This window comes from Parafrankia sp. BMG5.11 (genome assembly GCF_004337455.1).
In genome coordinates this window covers 220,539-237,387 of the sequence record NZ_SJXI01000014.1, presented here as the reverse complement: position 1 = coordinate 237,387, position 16,849 = coordinate 220,539, and the positions used below count along the sequence as shown (strand labels likewise).

Below are 16,849 nucleotides of genomic sequence, written 5' to 3'. Positions count from 1 at the left end.
CGAGGCGGACGTAGGCGCGGGGTGTCGCCAATGCAACCGGCAATGGCAGGCAGACCAGCAGTTATCTTTGCAAGTGGTTCGCAGTTGCAAGAACGGTTCAGCCCGCCGCGCGGAGCCCCGCGGTTTCGCGTTCTTGCGCCAGCAGCATGGCAGCCAGATAATCGGGCACCGCGCGGCTGAAATAGTACCCTTGTCCCAGAGTACATCCGCTCGCCTTGACGGTTCCCACCTGGTCCACGGTCTCGATTCCTTCCGCCACGATCTCCATGCCAAGCTGCGTCCCCATTTCCGCCACCGCACGGATGATCGCCTGGCTCTTGCGGCCGACGTTCGGTCCCGAGACAAAGCTGCGATCGATCTTGATCTTGCTGAACGGAAACTTGTTGATCGAGCCGAGGGACGAGTAACCCGTCCCAAAATCATCGAGCGCGAACTGTACCCCGGCAGCGGACAAGTCGTTGATGAAGTTGGCCGTCGCGAAATCGTCGTCGAGGAACAGTCGCTCGGTCACCTCGAGTTCGAGCCGTGACGGGTCAAGGCCAGCTTCACGCAGAGCGGACAGGATCCCGAGTGCCGCGCCAGGCGCCTTGATCTGCAACGGCGAAAGGTTGACCGCGACGGTGATGTCCTCGGGCCAGTGAACCGCGGCCCGCGCCGCCTGCGCGGTGATCCAGTTGCCGAGCGTGACGATGACGCCGGTCTCTTCGGCGACGGGGATGAATTCGTCGGGCTTCAATTCACCCTTTACCGGATGGAACCAGCGAACCAGCGCCTCGAACGTACGGATGCGGCCGCTTTCAAGGTCGATGATCGGCTGGAAGAAGATCGATAGCTCGTCCCGCTGGATGGCCGCGCGCAATTCCGCCTCGATCTCCCGCCGGCGCACCAGGTTGCGGCTCATCGACTTTTCGAAAAAGCGGCTATGGTTCTTGCCGCCGACCTTGGCGTGGTACAGCGCGAGGTCCGCCGCCTGCATCAGGCTGTCGAGGTCCACCGCATCTTCCGGCAGGATCGCGATGCCCATCGAGCAGGGGACCTCCAGCCGCTCATCGTCGATCCGCATCGGGCGGGTCACGTTGTCCAGCACCTGCGAGGCCAGACGTTCACACGCATGGCGATCGTCTACCGGGCACATGACGATGAATTCATCGCCGCCGAAACGGGCGATTGTGGCGCCAGCAGGCGCGCTCTCGCGCAGCCGGTTGGCGACTTCGCTCAGGACTTGGTCGCCCACCGGGTGACCCAGCAGATCGTTGACTTCCTTGAAGCGATCGAGGTCCAGCCAGAACAACGCGAGCGCTCCCACGTCACTCAGCGTGGGCATCCGTTCGGCCATCGCGTGATTGAGGCCGGCGCGGTTGGCAAGACCGGTGACGACATCGGTCCGGGCAAGCACCTGCATCCGCTCAGCCAGATGGGCACTGGTTTCGGCCGCGCCGATCGCACTGCGCAAGGTCTGGAACAGGTTATGCACGATCGACCACATCGTCCCCACCAGCAGCAGCACGATGATCGCCATCGCCAGGTATGCCAGCGTGCCAACCCACAGCGCCGCCAGTACCAGAGGCAGCGCGGTGAGCGACAGTTGCGACAGGGCGATCGCCGGTCGTCCGGCGTTGCGGGCACAGACGCCCACGCTGTAACCGATGGCGTTCACCAGCATCAGTGCCTGCACGCCGGGTTCGGTGCCCAGAACGATCGCGAGGCCGGTGAAGCTGCCCAGCACAGTGGCGTACGCGGCGGCCCCGATGGCATAGCGGTGCTCGAGCTTGCTGGTGCTCACCCGATCGTCTGGCGGCAGGCGCAAAACCAGCCAGACGCGCGACATGGCGATGAAGCTCAAGACCATGCAGCCGATGTAGAGCCACACCTCCTGGCTGACCGAAGCGGCGACGCAGGTTGAGATTACCGCAATTAAGGTGCCAACGGCCGCCGTGATCGGTTGGGCATAGAGTTTCCGGACCAGCGTGCGACGGACCTGATCGTCGAGCGCATCGCCGCGATCGAACCACTGTGCGATGAACCGCATCCACCCGACCGCCACGTTCGACCCCATGGCAATGCGTTAGCCGGAACTTCTCACCACGTGGTTAATGCAGGGCTTACGTACGCCCCGTGGAATAGTGGTTGGCAAGTTCGGCGCCGAGCCGCTTGTCGAGTGTGCGGCAGATGGCGGCCCAGCGGTCGCCCGCGGGATGGTCACCGATCTGCCGGGCCCGCTCGGCGTGAGCGTAAGCCGCCTGCGCGGCGCCCAGGCCATGGACGGCGAAGTGGCGCAGCGCGGCGTGCAACACCTCCTGCTGCCCGGCGTCAGCGTCATGCGTATCGTTCGCCGCTGACGGGACGGCGCGGCGCGCCAGGACCCGCGCCACGGGCGAGGCGGCGACAGAGCGAGCGGCGGCGAAGAAGACGGACATGAAGCGATCCTGCGGTTAGTCAGCCGCGCCGCTAGCAGGCCGCTCCTAATGCTTGGTTCGGTGAGAAGGTTACGAGGATGTTGACCAGAGGCACGCTCAGGTCGCGGCGTGCTCAGCCTCGCGCTTTTCCTTCTCGAACCGCAGACAATCGAAAATCTTCGCGCCGGCGAGGAACACCGACCCGGTCGCGGCCAGAAACAGCATCTTGCCGCCCCAACCGGGAAACTGCGTCAGGTAGGCCGATCCCCGCTCGATCGCGCCCAAGGCGAGGGCGTAGATGATCAGACAAGCCTCGAACCGAGTCTTGATCACGAACAGGCGTTTGATCTTCTGCAGCATCGCGTTTTGCACACTCTAACAATGCGGAACCAACCCATCCGTGCCCCGGCCGGTTGGTCGCACCCGCAAGGGTCATGGTTCGCAGAATGTAAACGCGCGCAAGCGCTCGTCCAGCGCGTTAACCCAGTTCGTGCAGGTCCAGCGCATCCAGGAGTGCATAACGCGCGGCGATAACGTCGGCTGCAAGCGCTTCGTTGCCGATGTCCGCCGGATCGATCTGCTCGGGCCAGCTGCGCGCGATTACGCCTTCGATCAACGCGGCCTTCGCCTCGTTCAAAAGGAAACGCGGATCGACAACGGCGGGGTCGGCCACGACGCGCAGGCGCAGGCAGGCCGGCCCGCCGCCGTTCGCCATGGACTGGCGCACGTCCACGGGCAGCACGCGGCGGATCGGACCATTCCCGTCGGTCATTCGCGCAAGCCATGCGGAGACGGCTGCGCTCTCGATACATTCCATGGGAACGATGAGGCCGGTCTCGCCGTCGGGCAAGGTAACCAGTTGAGCGTTGAACAGGTAGGTCCGCACCGCTTCCGCGAGCGAAACGGCGGACGATGGCACCTCGACGAGTTCCAGTTGGGGAAATGCCTCGCGGATTGCCAGATATGCCCGGTCGGGTTCGGCAAACGCTTCGGCGTGAGTGAACAGCACCCGTGCATTGGCGACCGCGACCACATCGTTGTGGAACGCGCCCGCGGCGATGGCGGCAGGATTCTGCTCGATGAACAGCGTGCGCCGCGGGTCCAGGCCATGCAGCCGCGCCACCGCCCGGCTCGCCTGCTCGTGCTGGCGCGCGGGGAAGGGGCCACCAGCTCGCCCGTAGACGAAGATCTCCACCCCCGCTTGCGCGTGACCATCGCACAAGCGCATGTGATTGGCGGCGCCCTCATCGCCAAAGCTCGGCGGAATGGGTGGGTGCAGGATGAAATGGGCCGGATCGGCAAACGCGAGCGCCAGCTGGCGCGCCGTGTCCGGCCATTCCTGCGCCCGGTGCGGCATGGTCACCAGGTTCGCAGGCGTCAGGTGGCAGCGCTGGTCGGCTGTGTCAGGTGCCGGGCTGACCGTCGCAGCATTGGCTGTCCACATCGCGGATGCGGACCACGCGGCAGCGGTGAGGCCGCGCGCCGTAGCGGGTTCCGCGCCGAGCCGGGCGAGGTATTCGCCGTTCGGGCGAGGGAGGGGGAGCAGGAACCCTTGTGCCAGTCCCAGCGCAAGGTTGTGCCGCATCTTGGCGAGCCCCTGCAGCGCCGCGGCGCGGGGGTGGCTGACGTCGCCCGAATGCGCCGTCGCCGCCAGATTGCCAAGGCTGAGCCCGGCGTAGTTGTGGCTGGGCCCCACGATCCCGTCAAAGTTGATCTCGGTCAGTCGCATGATTTCGGCCCTATCTCAGGACGCTCCACACCTCGTCCCCTTCGCCGACACCGAGCAAGGCCGCTGACAGGCGATCGATCTCGATGGTCCCGTCAGGGTGCAGATCGCGCATGCCGAACGCAGCGCGAAAGGTGCCGAGGGTGCCGGTCGCGAGGATCGCCCGCTCTCCGATATCGAGGTTGGCATTGATCACCTTGCCCGGACGGGCGTCGCGCACCGACCGAACTTCATTTGTGCGGGCGGTCATCGTGGGGCCGCCGTCAAAGATGTCGACGTATCCATCCGCGCGAAAGCCTTCTCCTTCCAGCATCCGCATGGCGGCGCGCCCGCTGGGGTGCGGCACGCCGATCGCTGTGCGCGCGTCCTCGTCAAGCATCGCGACATAAACCGGATGCTTGGGCATCAGGTCGGCGATGAACTGATTACCGTTGATGGCGTTGAAGTAGTCCGCTTCCTGGAACGTCATCCCGAAAAACCGGCCCGCCACCCCGTCCCAGAAAGGCGAGCCGCCGCGCTCATCGATGATCCCGCGCAGTTCGGCCAAAATGCGATCGGCAAACCTTTCGCGGTGCATCGCGATGAACAGGTACCGGCTGCGGGCGAGCAGCAGGCCGAACCCTCCGGCGCGCTGGCTGGGATGGAGGAACAGCCCGCCGACCTCGCTCGATCCCTCAAGATCGGTCACCAGGCTCAACAGGTCGGCGCGGACGGTGCGCTGCAGTTCCTGCGAATGCTGGGTCAGCGTGTTCAGGCGATAGGAATAGAACGGCCAGCGCTGCCCGACCTGGGTCATCAACTGGCACGTGCCGCGCACATCGCCGGTGTCGCTGTCTTCCAGCACCAGCACGAACTGTTCGTCGGCCAGCGTGTCTTCGCCGCGCTGGAACGCAGCCTCGGTCCGCTCGAGCTTGTCGGAAAGCGCCTTGCGGTCGGGCGGCAGATTGGTGAACCCGCCGCCGGTCAGCTTGGCCATCTCGTACATCGGTTCAAGATCGCCGGGATGCGCCGCGCGCAGTCTGAAGGTCAACGCAGGTCTCCTGAAGCCAGGCGGCTCAGTACCAGTGCCGAGAGCGCCGCCCGCTCTGCCAGGCTGGACACGATCATGAATTCGTCAGGCGAATGGATCGCGCCGCCACGCACGCCCATCGTATCGACCACCGGCACGCCGCAGGCCGCGATGTTGTTGCCATCGCAAACACCGCCCGATGATTGCCAGCCGATCGGTTGCCCCAGTTCCGCACCGCACTCGCGGACCAGGTTGAATAACTTGTGCGCCTGGGAGCTGACGGGTTTGGGCGGACGGGTGATCCCGCCATGGAGCGCCAGCGTCACCTCGTGCCGGGTCTTCACATCATCCAGCAACGCATTGAGTTCCTGACCGAAAAGCTCTGCCGACTCCGTAGTCTTGGGCCGGATGTTGAACCGCAGGACCGCGTGATCCGGCACCACGTTGTTCGCCGATCCGCCCTCAATCCGGGCAGGGTTCACCGACAGTTCGCCATGGCCCAGCGCCTTCAAGCGCACCGCGAGATCGGCCGCCGCGACAATGGCGTTGCGGCCCTCGTGCGGGTTGCGCCCGGCATGGGCCGATTTGCCGGTCACCACGATGCTGAAATTCCCGCTCCCGCCTCGATCGTAGGCGAGGGTGCCGTCGGGCAGGGCTGATGGCTCATACGTCAAAGCGGCATGCTTGCCCCGTGCGAGTTCGGCGATCAGCGCGGACGAGGACAGCGAACCGGTCTCCTCATCCGAATTGATCATGACGTCATAACCGATCGCCTGCGCGCCGTCGGTGCGCTCAAATGCTTGCAGGGCATGCAGAATAACCGCGATGCCGCCTTTCATGTCCGCCAGCCCGGGGCCATTCACGGTGTCGTTATCGACATCCCGCTGCTGCTGGAACGGGTGATCCGGGGGAAACACAGTGTCCATGTGGCCCGTCAGCAGGACGCGGCGGTCCGCGTCAGGCCGGACCCGCGCCACGAGGTGCCGCCCGTGCGATTTCTGCATCTCGTCACCCGCCGCATCGACGACCGTCACTGGTGCCGGCTCCATCAGGGCGACCTCTCCGGGCAGCGACGCGAAGGCATCGGCAAGGACCAGCGCCTGTTGCGCCAGCCCTTCAAGATTAGCGGTGCCGGTGTTGATCGCACTCCAGGCCCGCGCCTGGGTCAGCATCTCTGACGCATCGAAGGCGCCGGCGAAGTGTTCGGCCAATTGTTTCATCTGCAACCGCTCCTAGCGAGGTCGGCGCCGCCGTCCAACCCGGGCGATGTTGCATTGCGCTGCGTGCTTGGCCATAGGCGCCGCTCGCTTCCTCCCCGGACGACAGATTACGAATAGCACGCACGCGATTCTTGCGTGCGTCCTTCTGACAGGTGAGGGTGACGTGGGCGACTTCCAGAACAAGGCCGGATTGCAGATCGACGCGGCTCTGGCGAGCTTTGTCGATGAGGAGGTGCTCGGTCCGCTCGGCCTCGCGCCATCCACGTTCTGGACCGGTTTTGCCGACTTGCTGGACCGGTTCGTGCCGCGCAATCGCGCCCTGCTCGATAAGCGGGAGCAGTTGCAGCGACAAATCGACGAATGGCATCTCACACGGCGGGGGCAGCCGCATGACGCGGAAGGGTATTGCCGCTTCCTGGAAGAGATCGGCTACCTTGTTCCGGAGCCTGACGAATTCGTCATCGGCACTCAAAACGTCGATCCGGAAATCGCGACGATGGCAGGTCCGCAACTGGTGGTGCCGGTGCTTAACGCCCGCTTCCTGCTCAATGCCGCCAATGCCCGCTGGGGCAGCCTGTACGACGCGCTTTACGGCACCGACGCGCTGGATGCGCCTCCGGCACGCCCGGGCGGCTACGACCGTCAGCGGGGCAGCGCCGTGATCGCGCGGGCGCGCCCCTTTCTCGACGAGGCGCTGCCGCTGACCGCAGGCAAGAGCTGGAGCGGTCTCCATTCACCCGAAGATATCACGTTGGCGGATCCACAGCAGTACGTGGGAGAGACCGCGCGGGGCCGGATGTTCGTCAACAACGGGCTGCACATCGAAGTGGTCTTCGATCCCGATGGGGAAGTGGGCCGCGACGACCCGGCAGGAATTGCGGATGTCGTGCTGGAAAGCGCGCTCACGGCAATCGTCGACCTTGAGGATTCGGTCGCGGCCGTGGATGCCGCAGACAAGCTCGCCGCGTATCGCAACTGGCTGGGCGTGATACGCGGCGATCTGGAGGAAAGTTTCGCCAAGGGTGGGCGGCAGCTGACTCGCCGTCTGGCCGACGATGTGCGCGTTGGCGACCGGGTGCTCCCGGGCCGCAGTCTGCTTTTCGTGCGCAATGTCGGCCATCTGATGACCAACCCGGCCATCCGCCTCACCGACGGTGCCGAGATACCCGAGGGGATCATGGATGCCGTGTTCACCAGCGCGATCGGTGCTCACGACATCAGTGGGCTGGGCAAATGGACCAACAGCCGGGCCGGCAGCATCTATATTGTCAAACCCAAGCAGCACGGCCCGGAAGAGTGCTCGTTTACCAACGACTTGTTCGATGCGGTTGAGGACTTGCTGCAACTGCCCAGGCACACCGTCAAGGTCGGGATCATGGACGAGGAGCGGCGCACCAGCGCGAATCTCGCCGCCTGCATCCAGGCCGTGAAGGACCGTATCGTGTTCATCAATACCGGGTTCCTCGACCGAACCGGGGACGAGATCCACACTTCGATGCAAGCCGGGCCGATGATCCGCAAGGCAGAGATGAAGTCCAGCACGTGGCTCGCGGCGTACGAAGCACGCAATGTAGCGATCGGGCTGCGCCATGGCCTGTCGGGTAAGGCGCAGATCGGCAAGGGCATGTGGGCCGCGCCGGACATGATGCGCGACATGGTGGAACAGAAGATCGGCCACCTTCGTGCAGGCGCCAACACCGCATGGGTACCGTCGCCAACGGCCGCTACGTTGCACGCGCTGCATTATCACCAGGTTGACGTATTCGCCCGGCAGAAAGAGCTTGGCGAGGCACCGGGTCTCGACAAGCTACTGCAGATCCCGCTCGCTCAAGGCACGAACTGGTCGGAAGACGAGATACGGGAAGAGCTCGACAACAACGCGCAAGGTCTGTTGGGCTATGTCGTCAGGTGGATCGACGCGGGCGTGGGGTGCTCGAAAGTGCCGGACGTCCACGACGTGGGTTTGATGGAAGACCGCGCGACGTTGCGCATCAGCTCGCAGCACTTGGCCAACTGGTTGCTCCACGGCATTTGTACTCGCGAGCAGGTGATGGACAGTCTGCGCCGGATGGCCGCCAAGGTGGACGCGCAGAATGCTGGCGATCCTGCGTATGTGCCGCTTGCCGAAAATGAGGACGGTCCCGCTTTCCGCGCCGCGCTCGATCTCGTCTTCAAGGGTGTCGAACAGCCGAGCGGCTATACCGAACCATTACTGCACGAATGGCGGCGGAAAGCGAAAGGCTGACGATCGGCAGTCGCGCAGCGATTATTAGCCCTCGATGCGTCCCGCCGCCAACGCACGCGCAATTTCGATGTACTCCGCTACACTCAAGGTCTCCGCCCGGCGCTGCGGATCGACCCCGACCGCCGCGAGAGCATCAAGGGCGCCGGGAACGCCTTTGAGGCTTTGGCGGAGCATCTTGCGGCGCTGGCCGAACGCGGCCTCGGTTATCCGTTCGAGCAGCCGGGCCGGCACGGCTTCGGGCATTCTCGCAGGTTCGATATGAACGACCGCGCTCATCACTTTGGGCGGCGGGGTGAACGCGCTCCGATTAACCTTCATCGCCAGCTTCGCGGCCGAGCGCCACTGCGTGTAAACGGCCAGGCGGCCATAGGGATCGGTGCCAGCCTCAGCGATGATCCGTTGCGCGACTTCGAGCTGGAACATCAGGGTCAAACTGGTCCACTGCGGCGGCCACTGCTCACCACCAAGCCAGCGCACCAGCAACGCCGTGCCGACATTGTACGGCAGGTTGGCCACGACCGCGAAGGGTTCGCCCATCAGGCCATCATGATCCAGCTTGAGCGCGTCGCCTTCGATGACCCGGAACTGCCCGGGATACGCGGCTTCCAGCTCCGCTAGCGCGGGCAGGCAGCGGGGGTCCATCTCGATCGCGGTCACCCGCGCTCCGGCTCGCAGCAGCGACCGCGTCAGCCCGCCCGGTCCGGGGCCGATCTCGAGAACCGCCTTGCCGCTGAGATTGCCCGGAATGGCAGCGATCCGGTTGAGCAGTTGCTCGTCGAACAGGAAATTCTGTCCCAGCGCCTTCGACGCGCTCAGGCCATGACGGGCGATGACTTCGCGAAGCGGAGGAAGATCAGCCATGCAGCGCCCGTCTGCTCGCGCAACCGGCGGCCATGCGCATCGCGGCGACCGTCGCGCCGGCGCTGGCGCGACCGGTGCCAGCGATAGCGAAGGCGGTCCCATGATCCGGACTGGTGCGGATGATCGGCAGGCCGAGGGTGACGTTGACGCCCTCGTCGAAATCCAGGGCTTTCAGCGGGATCAGCGCCTGGTCATGGTACATGCACAGCGCCACGTCGTAGTTCCCACGGGCATGCGGCGCGAACAGGGCGTCTGCGGGGTGTGGGCCAGTGGCATCGATCCCGCTGGCCCGCAGACTAGCGATCGCCGGCGCGATAATCTGCTGCTCCTCGGAACCCATTTGACCGTCCTCGCCTGCGTGGGGGTTGAGCCCCGCCACGGCGATCCGCGGTGCGGCGATGCCAAAATCCTGTTGCAGGGCACGATGCGCGACCCGCGCCCGGCGCTGGATGAGCGCTACGGTGATGGCGCGTGGCACATCGGTCAGCGCCATGTGCACCGTTAGCGGGACTGTCCGGAGTTGCGGTCCCGCAAGCATCATCACGGCATCCTGAGCGGCGATCCCGCACGCGTGGGCGACGTATTCGGTTTGGCCGGGGAAGCCGAATCCAACGGCGGCGAGCCGCGCTTTGGCCACCGGCCCGGTCACCAGAGCAGCAGCCTCACTGGCAACCGCCAGTGCGGTCGCCTGTTCGAGCGACGCGAGAGCCAGCCGGGCGCCGTCCTCGTCCGGATGGCCGGGGCGGTAGGGGCCATCGAGAGCGCCCAGCACCGGAAGCGAGCGACTAAATACCTCGCGCGCGTCCTCAAGCGTTTCAACCTGTTCGATCGATAGCGACATACCGCGCAGTTTGGCTGCAGCTGCCAACAGGCGTGCTCCGCCGGCGACAGCGAACGGCGGCAGCGCGTTGCGCTCCCGCGTGAGCCACGCCGCCGCGATCAGTTCGGGACCCACGCCCGCCGGATCGCCGAGCGAGACGATCAGCGGCTTGGATGGCTGCGTCAGTTGTATTCGATCACCGCGTCGTTGCGCAGATCGCGCAAGTAACGTTGGGCGCGCTTGTTGATGCGATCGTCCTCAAGCTGGGCCATCAGGTCTTCGAAGCTTGGTGCCCCGGCATCCTGCGGATCATCGCGGCCGCACAGCATCAAAACGCTGACGCCATCTTGCGCGGATCCGAACGGGGGGGTCGTCTGACCGATCTGCAGGTCCGCGAGAAGAGGCTGCAATTGCTCCGGCAGCGAACGCAGGACGATCCCGTCATTCGAAGTAACCGTAGCGCCGATGGCAGCCGCCCCGCTATCCGCATCGCCGCAGCCCTTCATCGCCTGAACCGCCTTGTTGAAGCTTTCGAGCCGCGCACGCGCGTCTGGTTCAGTGATGCCGGCGGGGAACGCGAGCGAGATTTGCTTGAGGCTCAACACCGCATCTCGCGCGTCGGAAGTCAGGATCGCCTTCTTGTCGATCAACGCAAGGATCGAGAAACCGCCCGAGTTCTCAATCGGACCAACCAACTGTCCCGGCTGCATGGCGCGCGCAGCAACCGCCAGTTCGCTCGGCAGGCGTTCGAGCCGCACGAAGCCTAGGTCACCGCCGGCTGCGGCAGTCGACGATTCAGAGAACTGGCGTGCGTATCCCTGGAAGCTTCCGCCTTGCCTCAGCTGCTCGATGATCTTGTCCATATTGGCGAGAACCTGGTCCCGGGTCTCCGGCGTCGCGGCCAGCCAGATTTCGCCCAGGCGATACTCTTCGGTCCCGCGGCTTGCCTCGAGCCGCGTGAGCATCTCGTTCACCTCTTCGGCCGACACGTTCACGAACGGCGCGATGTTCCGCCGCAGCAGTCGCTGCCACGCGGACTCGCCGAGGATCTGACGCTTGAGCGAAGCGGGTGACGAGCCGATCTTTGCCAGATAGGCATCCATCGCCTCGACGTTTTGCCCAAAGTTCTGGGCCGCCACGCGCGCGTACACCTGGTCGACTTCAGCCGCGCTGATCTCGATCTCCTGCGCTCTCGCAGCCTGAATCTGGAGCGTCTCGTCGATCAGGTTGCGAAGCACTTGGGAGCGGAGGCGCTGCAGCTCTTCGGGCGGGATCTCTCCCTTGGACGCGGCAACCAGCAATGCGACCCGCTGCTCGACGTCGGTGCCGGTGATGATCTGTCCGTTCACCACCGCAGTAGGCCGCCGGACGTTGGGATCGCCCTTGCCAAGGATCTGCACGTTGGCCGGGATGTCGAGCCCCATTCCGCTTGCAAGCGGCGCGTTGGCCTCTTGCGCGGATACGGCAATCGGCGAGCTTACAAGCGAAACCGCGGCGAGGCCGCAAAGCAGTCGAGATACCGTCTGGTGGATCACGCGTTCATCCGTTTTGGCAGGGTGCATCGCGCGCCCCCTCTAGTCAGCAGCCGAGTGCCGCGAAACGGCTTAACCCAACCTGAGTGCGGGCGGCGGATAGCGCGTTTGTGGCGAACTGCCAACGGGCTAGCGCGGCCTAGCGGAAGCCAAGGTTGCGCAGAGCGAAATAGAGCTGGAAGGTATTGCCTTTGCGCGCATCGCCCTGGTCAAGATAGTCGCGCCGCCAGGTCACGCCGAACTCCAGGCAATCGTCTTGATATGCGACGCCGAGACGGGTGCGGATGGGATCGAAACCGTCTGACGTGAAGGTCGGGTCTTCCTCGCGGTCCGTCAGGTTGAACACCCCGGCGCCGAACACCGACCAATATTGTGCAAAGGCGACCCGCCCCGCGAACCGCAGCTCCTCACGGTCGCGCAGATCCTCGATCGTCGGCGCGATATCGCGGTCGAGCCGCAGATAGCCGACCTCGGCATACGTGCGGCTCGATCCGATCGTGGCGTCGATCTCGTTGCGACGGACCGCGAGGCTGTCCTTGTCCAACCTGAAGCGGTGAGTCAGCTTGACGAAATCCCGGTACCGCACGTCGGTTCGGCCTACGAAATCGGATACTCGTTCCGACAGACCGGTTCCGTTCGGCAACAACGTCGCGCGATTGTTGAGTCGGAACGACTGCCCGATGGTGCTGTCGATGCGCCAGTTCGGGCGGGTGAGCTGCCAATCGATGCCGTAGGTCACGCGCGGCCGGTCTTCCACCCGGTCATATCCGGGAAAGCGGTTGAGCGCGAACAGATTGGAATCCTCCAGATCGATCGCCCGCGAATCCTCGTTGGGGATCGCCAGGTTCTTGATCGACGGGCTGAGAACCACCTGCACACGCGGTGTCAGCACCTGAGTGCCGCCGAACAGCGGTCCGACTAGAGGCCATTCGATATCGGCAGCCACCAGTCCGACGGCGCGCGCTTCCCAGCCGGGATTGCCGCGGTACACCGCGGTCGCCGTCAGACCGTTCTCGTCCGAATGATAGACGTCGCCCCGCAGCAGCGCCGTCATCGTCACGACCTGGCCCCAGCCGGTGATGCGGCGCAAGTCCCACCGGGCACCCGCGATCGCGCGCTGGGTGTCCTGACCATCGGGACGATAGAGCGACAGCGTGTTGGCCATGAGCTCCACCTTGCCGCCCAGCAGCGGATCATCGATCCGCCGGCGGTAATCGATCAGCGGTAGCGCGATCGGCGTCTGGCCCTGATCGCCATTCACTCGCAGCGTCTGGGTCGCGTAACCCGAGATGGCGAGGTAGGAATCGGCGTCGATCCGCTCGATCTCGAACATCGACCGCAGTCGGTCGTCGCGACTGATGTCATAGCGACGCAGGAAGGTGCGATCGGTCGTCCGGCGGAGCGAGAAATTCAGGCTCCAGTTCGGATCGAACTGAAATCGTCCGTTGGTGAAAAGGTATCCGCGAAACTCGCTCTCGGGCGTGCGCAGGCCCGCCAGATCGAGGCGCCGGCTGACCGTGCCATACCCGGTCACCTGATAGGCACCGATATCGGTGAGGTGCCGCCACTGCCCGCTCACCATTGGAGGCGCATCGGTAAAGGCATAGGCGCTGAGCGTCAGATCCTTGTTCGCGGCCAGGTTGAGGTAGTAGCTGCCGCTCAGTTCAAAGCCGTTGTTGCGGGAGAACTGGAGCTCAGGGACCAGAAACCCTGAGGCCGGTCCGCCATCGGTGCGGATCGACAGGCCGGGCAGCGGGATCAGCCGGGCGCCAAACAGCTCCAGATAGGCATTGTTGAACCGGACCCGGTTGTCGGTCGGTGAATAGACCACACGATCGGCCGTGATCCGCCAGCTCGGCTCGCGCGGGCAACCTGTAGAGCTGACAACCTCGCACCCGGTATAGGCGGCCCGGTTCAGTTCGATGGTACCGTCCGCCTGACGCGAACCCTCGGCCGCGGCAAGACGCCCGCCTTCGCGAAGTGCGAGGAGAAGATCCTCCATCGCTCCGGCCTCGAACTCGTCGGTCAGCTCGATGCGGCTGGTGTAGAGTTGATTGCCGTCCTGATCGACAAACCGGACGTTGCCAGTTCCCACGATCTCGCCCGTGACCCGGTTCCAGGTCACCGCGTCCGCGCGAACCGACTTGTCCGCGCTGCGCAGGACGACGTCTCCCGACGCTGTCACGGTGTTGGCATTGTTGTCGTAAGCGACCGAATTCGCCTCGAAATTGATCTGGCGTTCGTTCGTCGGTGCCGGCGGGAGAGTCGCAGAATCGATCGGCGGCACGGGGGTCGACAGCGCTGGCGGTTCGCCCTGCGGCTGCTCGATCGTGCCCATGCCCTGAGCGGCACCGTCCTGCGCCGCAACCGGCGCAGCGGCGAGAGCAGTGCAGAGCATCAATGCGCTGGCAACCCCCGGGCGCATCCGGAGGGACAAGCGGCGTGAAGAAGCTTGCTGCGATCCGGTCGAAGCGGGGAGCATCGCTTGCCTATCGCAGCACTGCCGCCTAATCGCAATCGCCAACGCCGCCGGCTGCAGTTGCAAAAGCGGCCGCCGGTCGCAGCAAGGCTTGCCGGAGATCACATGAACGTCGCATTCGCTTCCGCTATTCCCGCCAGCACCCAGATCGTGGCGCATATCGTCACGGAAGGCTCTCTGCCCGAAGGTCTTGAGTCCACGCTGGTCCACGGGGCCAAAGCCGCAAGGTTCAAGGGCAAGACCGGACAGGTGTTCGACGGATTCGCTGAACGGAATGGCGAGGTGGTTCGGATTGCCCTGGTCGGTTCCGGAGAGACCGGCGACGAGGGACGCGGCGCCAATCTGGAACAAGCCGGTGCTGCCCTCGCGGCCCGATATGCCACGTCCGGAGCGGACACCATCGCGATTGAAGCGGGTACGCTGTCGGTGGACGAAGTAGCGGCAGTGTTGACCGGCCTGCGTCTTCGCACTTGGCGCTACGATCGCTATCGCACGACTATCAAGGACGACCAGAAGGTCACCCTTGCCAACGCTTCCGTGATCGGCGCGGGCGAGGGCGCGCAGGATGCCTGGACCGAAGCCAGCGCGGTTGCTGAGGGAATCGAATTCACCCGCGAACTGGTGACCGAGCCAGCGAATGTGATCTATCCCGAAAGCTTCGTGCAGCGTTGCCGCGAGCGGTACCAGGGCACTGGGCTGGAAATCACCGTCCTCGGGGTCGAAGAGATGACCGAGCTTGGCATGGGCGCGCTGCTGGGTGTCGGGCAGGGGTCCGAACAACCTTCGCGCCTGCTGGCGGTGAAGTGGAACGGCGGCGAACAGGCCGGACGGCCGATGGCGTTCGTCGGCAAGGGCGTCACCTTCGATACCGGCGGCATCAGCATCAAGCCGGGCCCGGGCATGGGCGACATGAAATGGGACATGGGCGGCGCCGGCGCGGTCGCAGGGGCCATGCTTGCACTCGCGCGGCGCAAGGCGAAGGCCAACGTGGTCGGCGTGATGGGCTTGGTCGAGAACATGCCGGACGGCAAGGCGATGCGACCGGGCGACGTGCTCACCACCATGAGCGGGCAGACCGTGGAAGTGCTCAACACCGATGCCGAGGGGCGGCTGGTGCTGTGCGACGCGCTGACCTGGGTTCAGAAGGAACATGATCCGGTGGCGATCATCGATCTCGCGACCTTGACCGGGGCGATGCTGATCAGCCTCGGCTTTGAACAAGGCGGCATGTTCTCGAACGATGACACGCTGGCCGACGCGCTGTTCGCCGCCGGGCGCGCCAGCGGGGACAAGCTGTGGCGCATGCCGCTGGGCGCCGCGTACGACAAGCTGATCGATTCACCGATTGCCGACATGCAGAACATCGGGCCCCGTGAAGCCGGCTCGATCACCGCTGCCCAGTTCCTCCAGCGCTTCATCGACAAGGGGCGTCCCTGGGCGCACTGCGACATTGCTGGCATGGTCTGGGCAGCTAAGCCCGGCGCCACTTGGGGCAAGGGCGCAACGGGATATGGAGTTCGCCTGATCGATCGCTACGTACGCGACGTTCTGGAAGCTTGAGCGAACCCCGCCCGCTAAGTGATGCAGGGTTTAATCCACCGATGCAGATCGATTTCTGGCAATACTCCCAAGGATCTGTCGAGCGCATCGTGACGCTGATAGCGGATCGGGTGTTGGCAGGTGGCGAGCGGCTGCTGGTGGTCGATGGAAACGCCGAGCGGCGGGCGTCGACCAGCGCCGCTTTGTGGGAAACCAGACCCGAATGTTTCCTGGCGAATGGTGACGCTGCCGCCGCGCATGCGGAGCGGCAGCCGGTGTTGTTGTCCGGCGAGTGCAGGGCGATCAACGGCGCAAAGGTCGCGGTACTGGCGGACGGCAAGTGGCGGGACCCGCCTGCTGGTCTAGACCGCGTGATCCTGCTGTTCAGCGAGGCCCAGGTCCAGCCGGCCCGTGCCGTCTGGCGCCAGTACGACGGGCGAGAGGACGTGACCCGGGGCTATTTCGCGCAGGACGATGGCAAGTGGACCAAGCGGCTCTGAGCCTTGCGCACGATAGGCTGCCTCGCTAGGGGCGCGCGCAATTCTCCGATCAGCGCGATCTTACCAACAAGGAACATTTCATGGCGGTCACCCGCACCTTCTCGATCATCAAGCCCGATGCCACTCGCCGCAACCTGACCGGCGCGGTCACCAAGATGCTGGAAGACGCCGGACTTCGGGTCGTCGCTTCCAAGCGCATCCAGATGACTCGCGAGCAGGCCGAAGGCTTCTACGCAGTGCACAAGGAACGGCCCTTCTTCGGCGAACTGTGCGACTTCATGACCAGCGGTCCGGTCGTCGTCCAGGTGCTGGAAGGCGAGGACGCCGTGAAGCGCAATCGCGACGTCATGGGCGCCACCAACCCCGCCGATGCTGAGGAAGGGACCATTCGCAAGACCCACGCCGAAGGCATCGAGGCCAATTCGGTTCACGGTTCCGACTCGGAAGAAAACGCCAAGATCGAGATCGATTACTTCTTCAAGCCGGAAGAAATCGTCGGCTGACAGCCACGCGCCCAATCCG

General features: G+C 64.8%; 14 protein-coding genes. 4 read left to right on the top strand and 10 right to left on the bottom strand.

The window, feature by feature from the left end; genetic code table 11:
• Window positions 1-97 precede the first annotated feature (97 nt).
• From E0504_RS09755 to E0504_RS09730, 6 genes are all read right to left on the bottom strand, one after another.
• Window positions 98-2,029 (bottom strand): bifunctional diguanylate cyclase/phosphodiesterase, encoded by a 1,932-nt coding sequence (locus tag E0504_RS09755; protein ID WP_131623473.1) that lies wholly within the window; start codon window positions 2,027-2,029, stop codon window positions 98-100.
• A 73-nt stretch (window positions 2,030-2,102) separates the two neighbouring features.
• Window positions 2,103-2,417: a hypothetical protein gene (locus E0504_RS09750; RefSeq protein ID WP_131623471.1), complete on the bottom strand. Its 315-nt coding sequence runs from the start codon at window positions 2,415-2,417 to the stop codon at window positions 2,103-2,105.
• Between the two features lie 96 nt (window positions 2,418-2,513).
• Window positions 2,514-2,756 carry a hypothetical protein gene (locus tag E0504_RS09745; RefSeq protein ID WP_131623469.1) on the bottom strand — a complete coding sequence of 81 codons (243 nt, stop codon included), beginning with the start codon at window positions 2,754-2,756 and terminating at the stop codon, window positions 2,514-2,516.
• 118 nt (window positions 2,757-2,874) lie between these two features.
• The gene (locus E0504_RS09740; protein WP_131623467.1) at window positions 2,875-4,125 is read right to left on the bottom strand and encodes an N-succinylarginine dihydrolase; all 1,251 of its coding nucleotides are present in this window, start codon (window positions 4,123-4,125) and stop codon (window positions 2,875-2,877) included.
• Between the two features lie 10 nt (window positions 4,126-4,135).
• A complete protein-coding gene (locus E0504_RS09735; protein ID WP_131623465.1) occupies window positions 4,136-5,152 on the bottom strand; it encodes an arginine N-succinyltransferase in 1,017 nt (338 codons plus the stop codon).
• Window positions 5,149-6,351: a hydrolase gene (locus tag E0504_RS09730; protein WP_207912429.1), complete on the bottom strand. Its 1,203-nt coding sequence runs from the start codon at window positions 6,349-6,351 to the stop codon at window positions 5,149-5,151. Before E0504_RS09730 ends, E0504_RS09735 begins: the two co-directional genes overlap by 4 nt.
• A gap of 163 nt (window positions 6,352-6,514) precedes the next feature.
• On the opposite strand from E0504_RS09730, the gene E0504_RS09725 reads away from it, so the two are divergent.
• Window positions 6,515-8,596 carry a malate synthase G gene (locus E0504_RS09725; RefSeq protein ID WP_243657470.1) on the top strand — a complete coding sequence of 694 codons (2,082 nt, stop codon included), beginning with the start codon at window positions 6,515-6,517 and terminating at the stop codon, window positions 8,594-8,596.
• A gap of 24 nt (window positions 8,597-8,620) precedes the next feature.
• Here E0504_RS09725 and rsmA read toward each other — a convergent pair whose 3' ends face one another.
• The 4 genes from rsmA to E0504_RS09705 all read right to left on the bottom strand — a co-directional run bounded on the left by rsmA (window position 8,621) and on the right by E0504_RS09705 (window position 14,291).
• Complete coding sequence (gene rsmA, locus E0504_RS09720; protein ID WP_131623461.1) at window positions 8,621-9,457, bottom strand: 16S rRNA (adenine(1518)-N(6)/adenine(1519)-N(6))-dimethyltransferase RsmA; 837 nt, start codon at window positions 9,455-9,457, stop codon at window positions 8,621-8,623.
• Complete coding sequence (gene pdxA / locus E0504_RS09715) at window positions 9,450-10,412, bottom strand: 4-hydroxythreonine-4-phosphate dehydrogenase PdxA (protein WP_243657469.1); 963 nt, start codon at window positions 10,410-10,412, stop codon at window positions 9,450-9,452. The genes rsmA and pdxA overlap by 8 nt, the downstream gene beginning before the upstream one ends.
• Window positions 10,413-10,459: 47 nt before the next feature.
• A complete protein-coding gene (locus E0504_RS09710; protein WP_207912428.1) occupies window positions 10,460-11,812 on the bottom strand; it encodes a peptidylprolyl isomerase in 1,353 nt (450 codons plus the stop codon).
• A 136-nt stretch (window positions 11,813-11,948) separates the two neighbouring features.
• Window positions 11,949-14,291: an LPS-assembly protein LptD gene (locus tag E0504_RS09705; RefSeq protein WP_131623934.1), complete on the bottom strand. Its 2,343-nt coding sequence runs from the start codon at window positions 14,289-14,291 to the stop codon at window positions 11,949-11,951.
• 102 nt (window positions 14,292-14,393) lie between these two features.
• Between E0504_RS09705 and E0504_RS09700 the strand changes: the two genes are divergently transcribed.
• The 3 genes from E0504_RS09700 (at window position 14,394) to ndk (ending at window position 16,830) form a co-directional block, all read left to right on the top strand.
• Entirely contained in the window at window positions 14,394-15,848 is a 1,455-nt protein-coding gene (locus tag E0504_RS09700; protein WP_131623455.1) for a leucyl aminopeptidase, read from the top strand.
• Window positions 15,849-15,889: 41 nt separating this feature from the next.
• Complete coding sequence (locus E0504_RS09695; RefSeq protein ID WP_131623453.1) at window positions 15,890-16,327, top strand: DNA polymerase III subunit chi; 438 nt, start codon at window positions 15,890-15,892, stop codon at window positions 16,325-16,327.
• Between the two features lie 80 nt (window positions 16,328-16,407).
• Window positions 16,408-16,830 carry a nucleoside-diphosphate kinase gene (ndk, locus tag E0504_RS09690; protein ID WP_131623451.1) on the top strand — a complete coding sequence of 141 codons (423 nt, stop codon included), beginning with the start codon at window positions 16,408-16,410 and terminating at the stop codon, window positions 16,828-16,830.
• Window positions 16,831-16,849 lie beyond the last annotated feature (19 nt).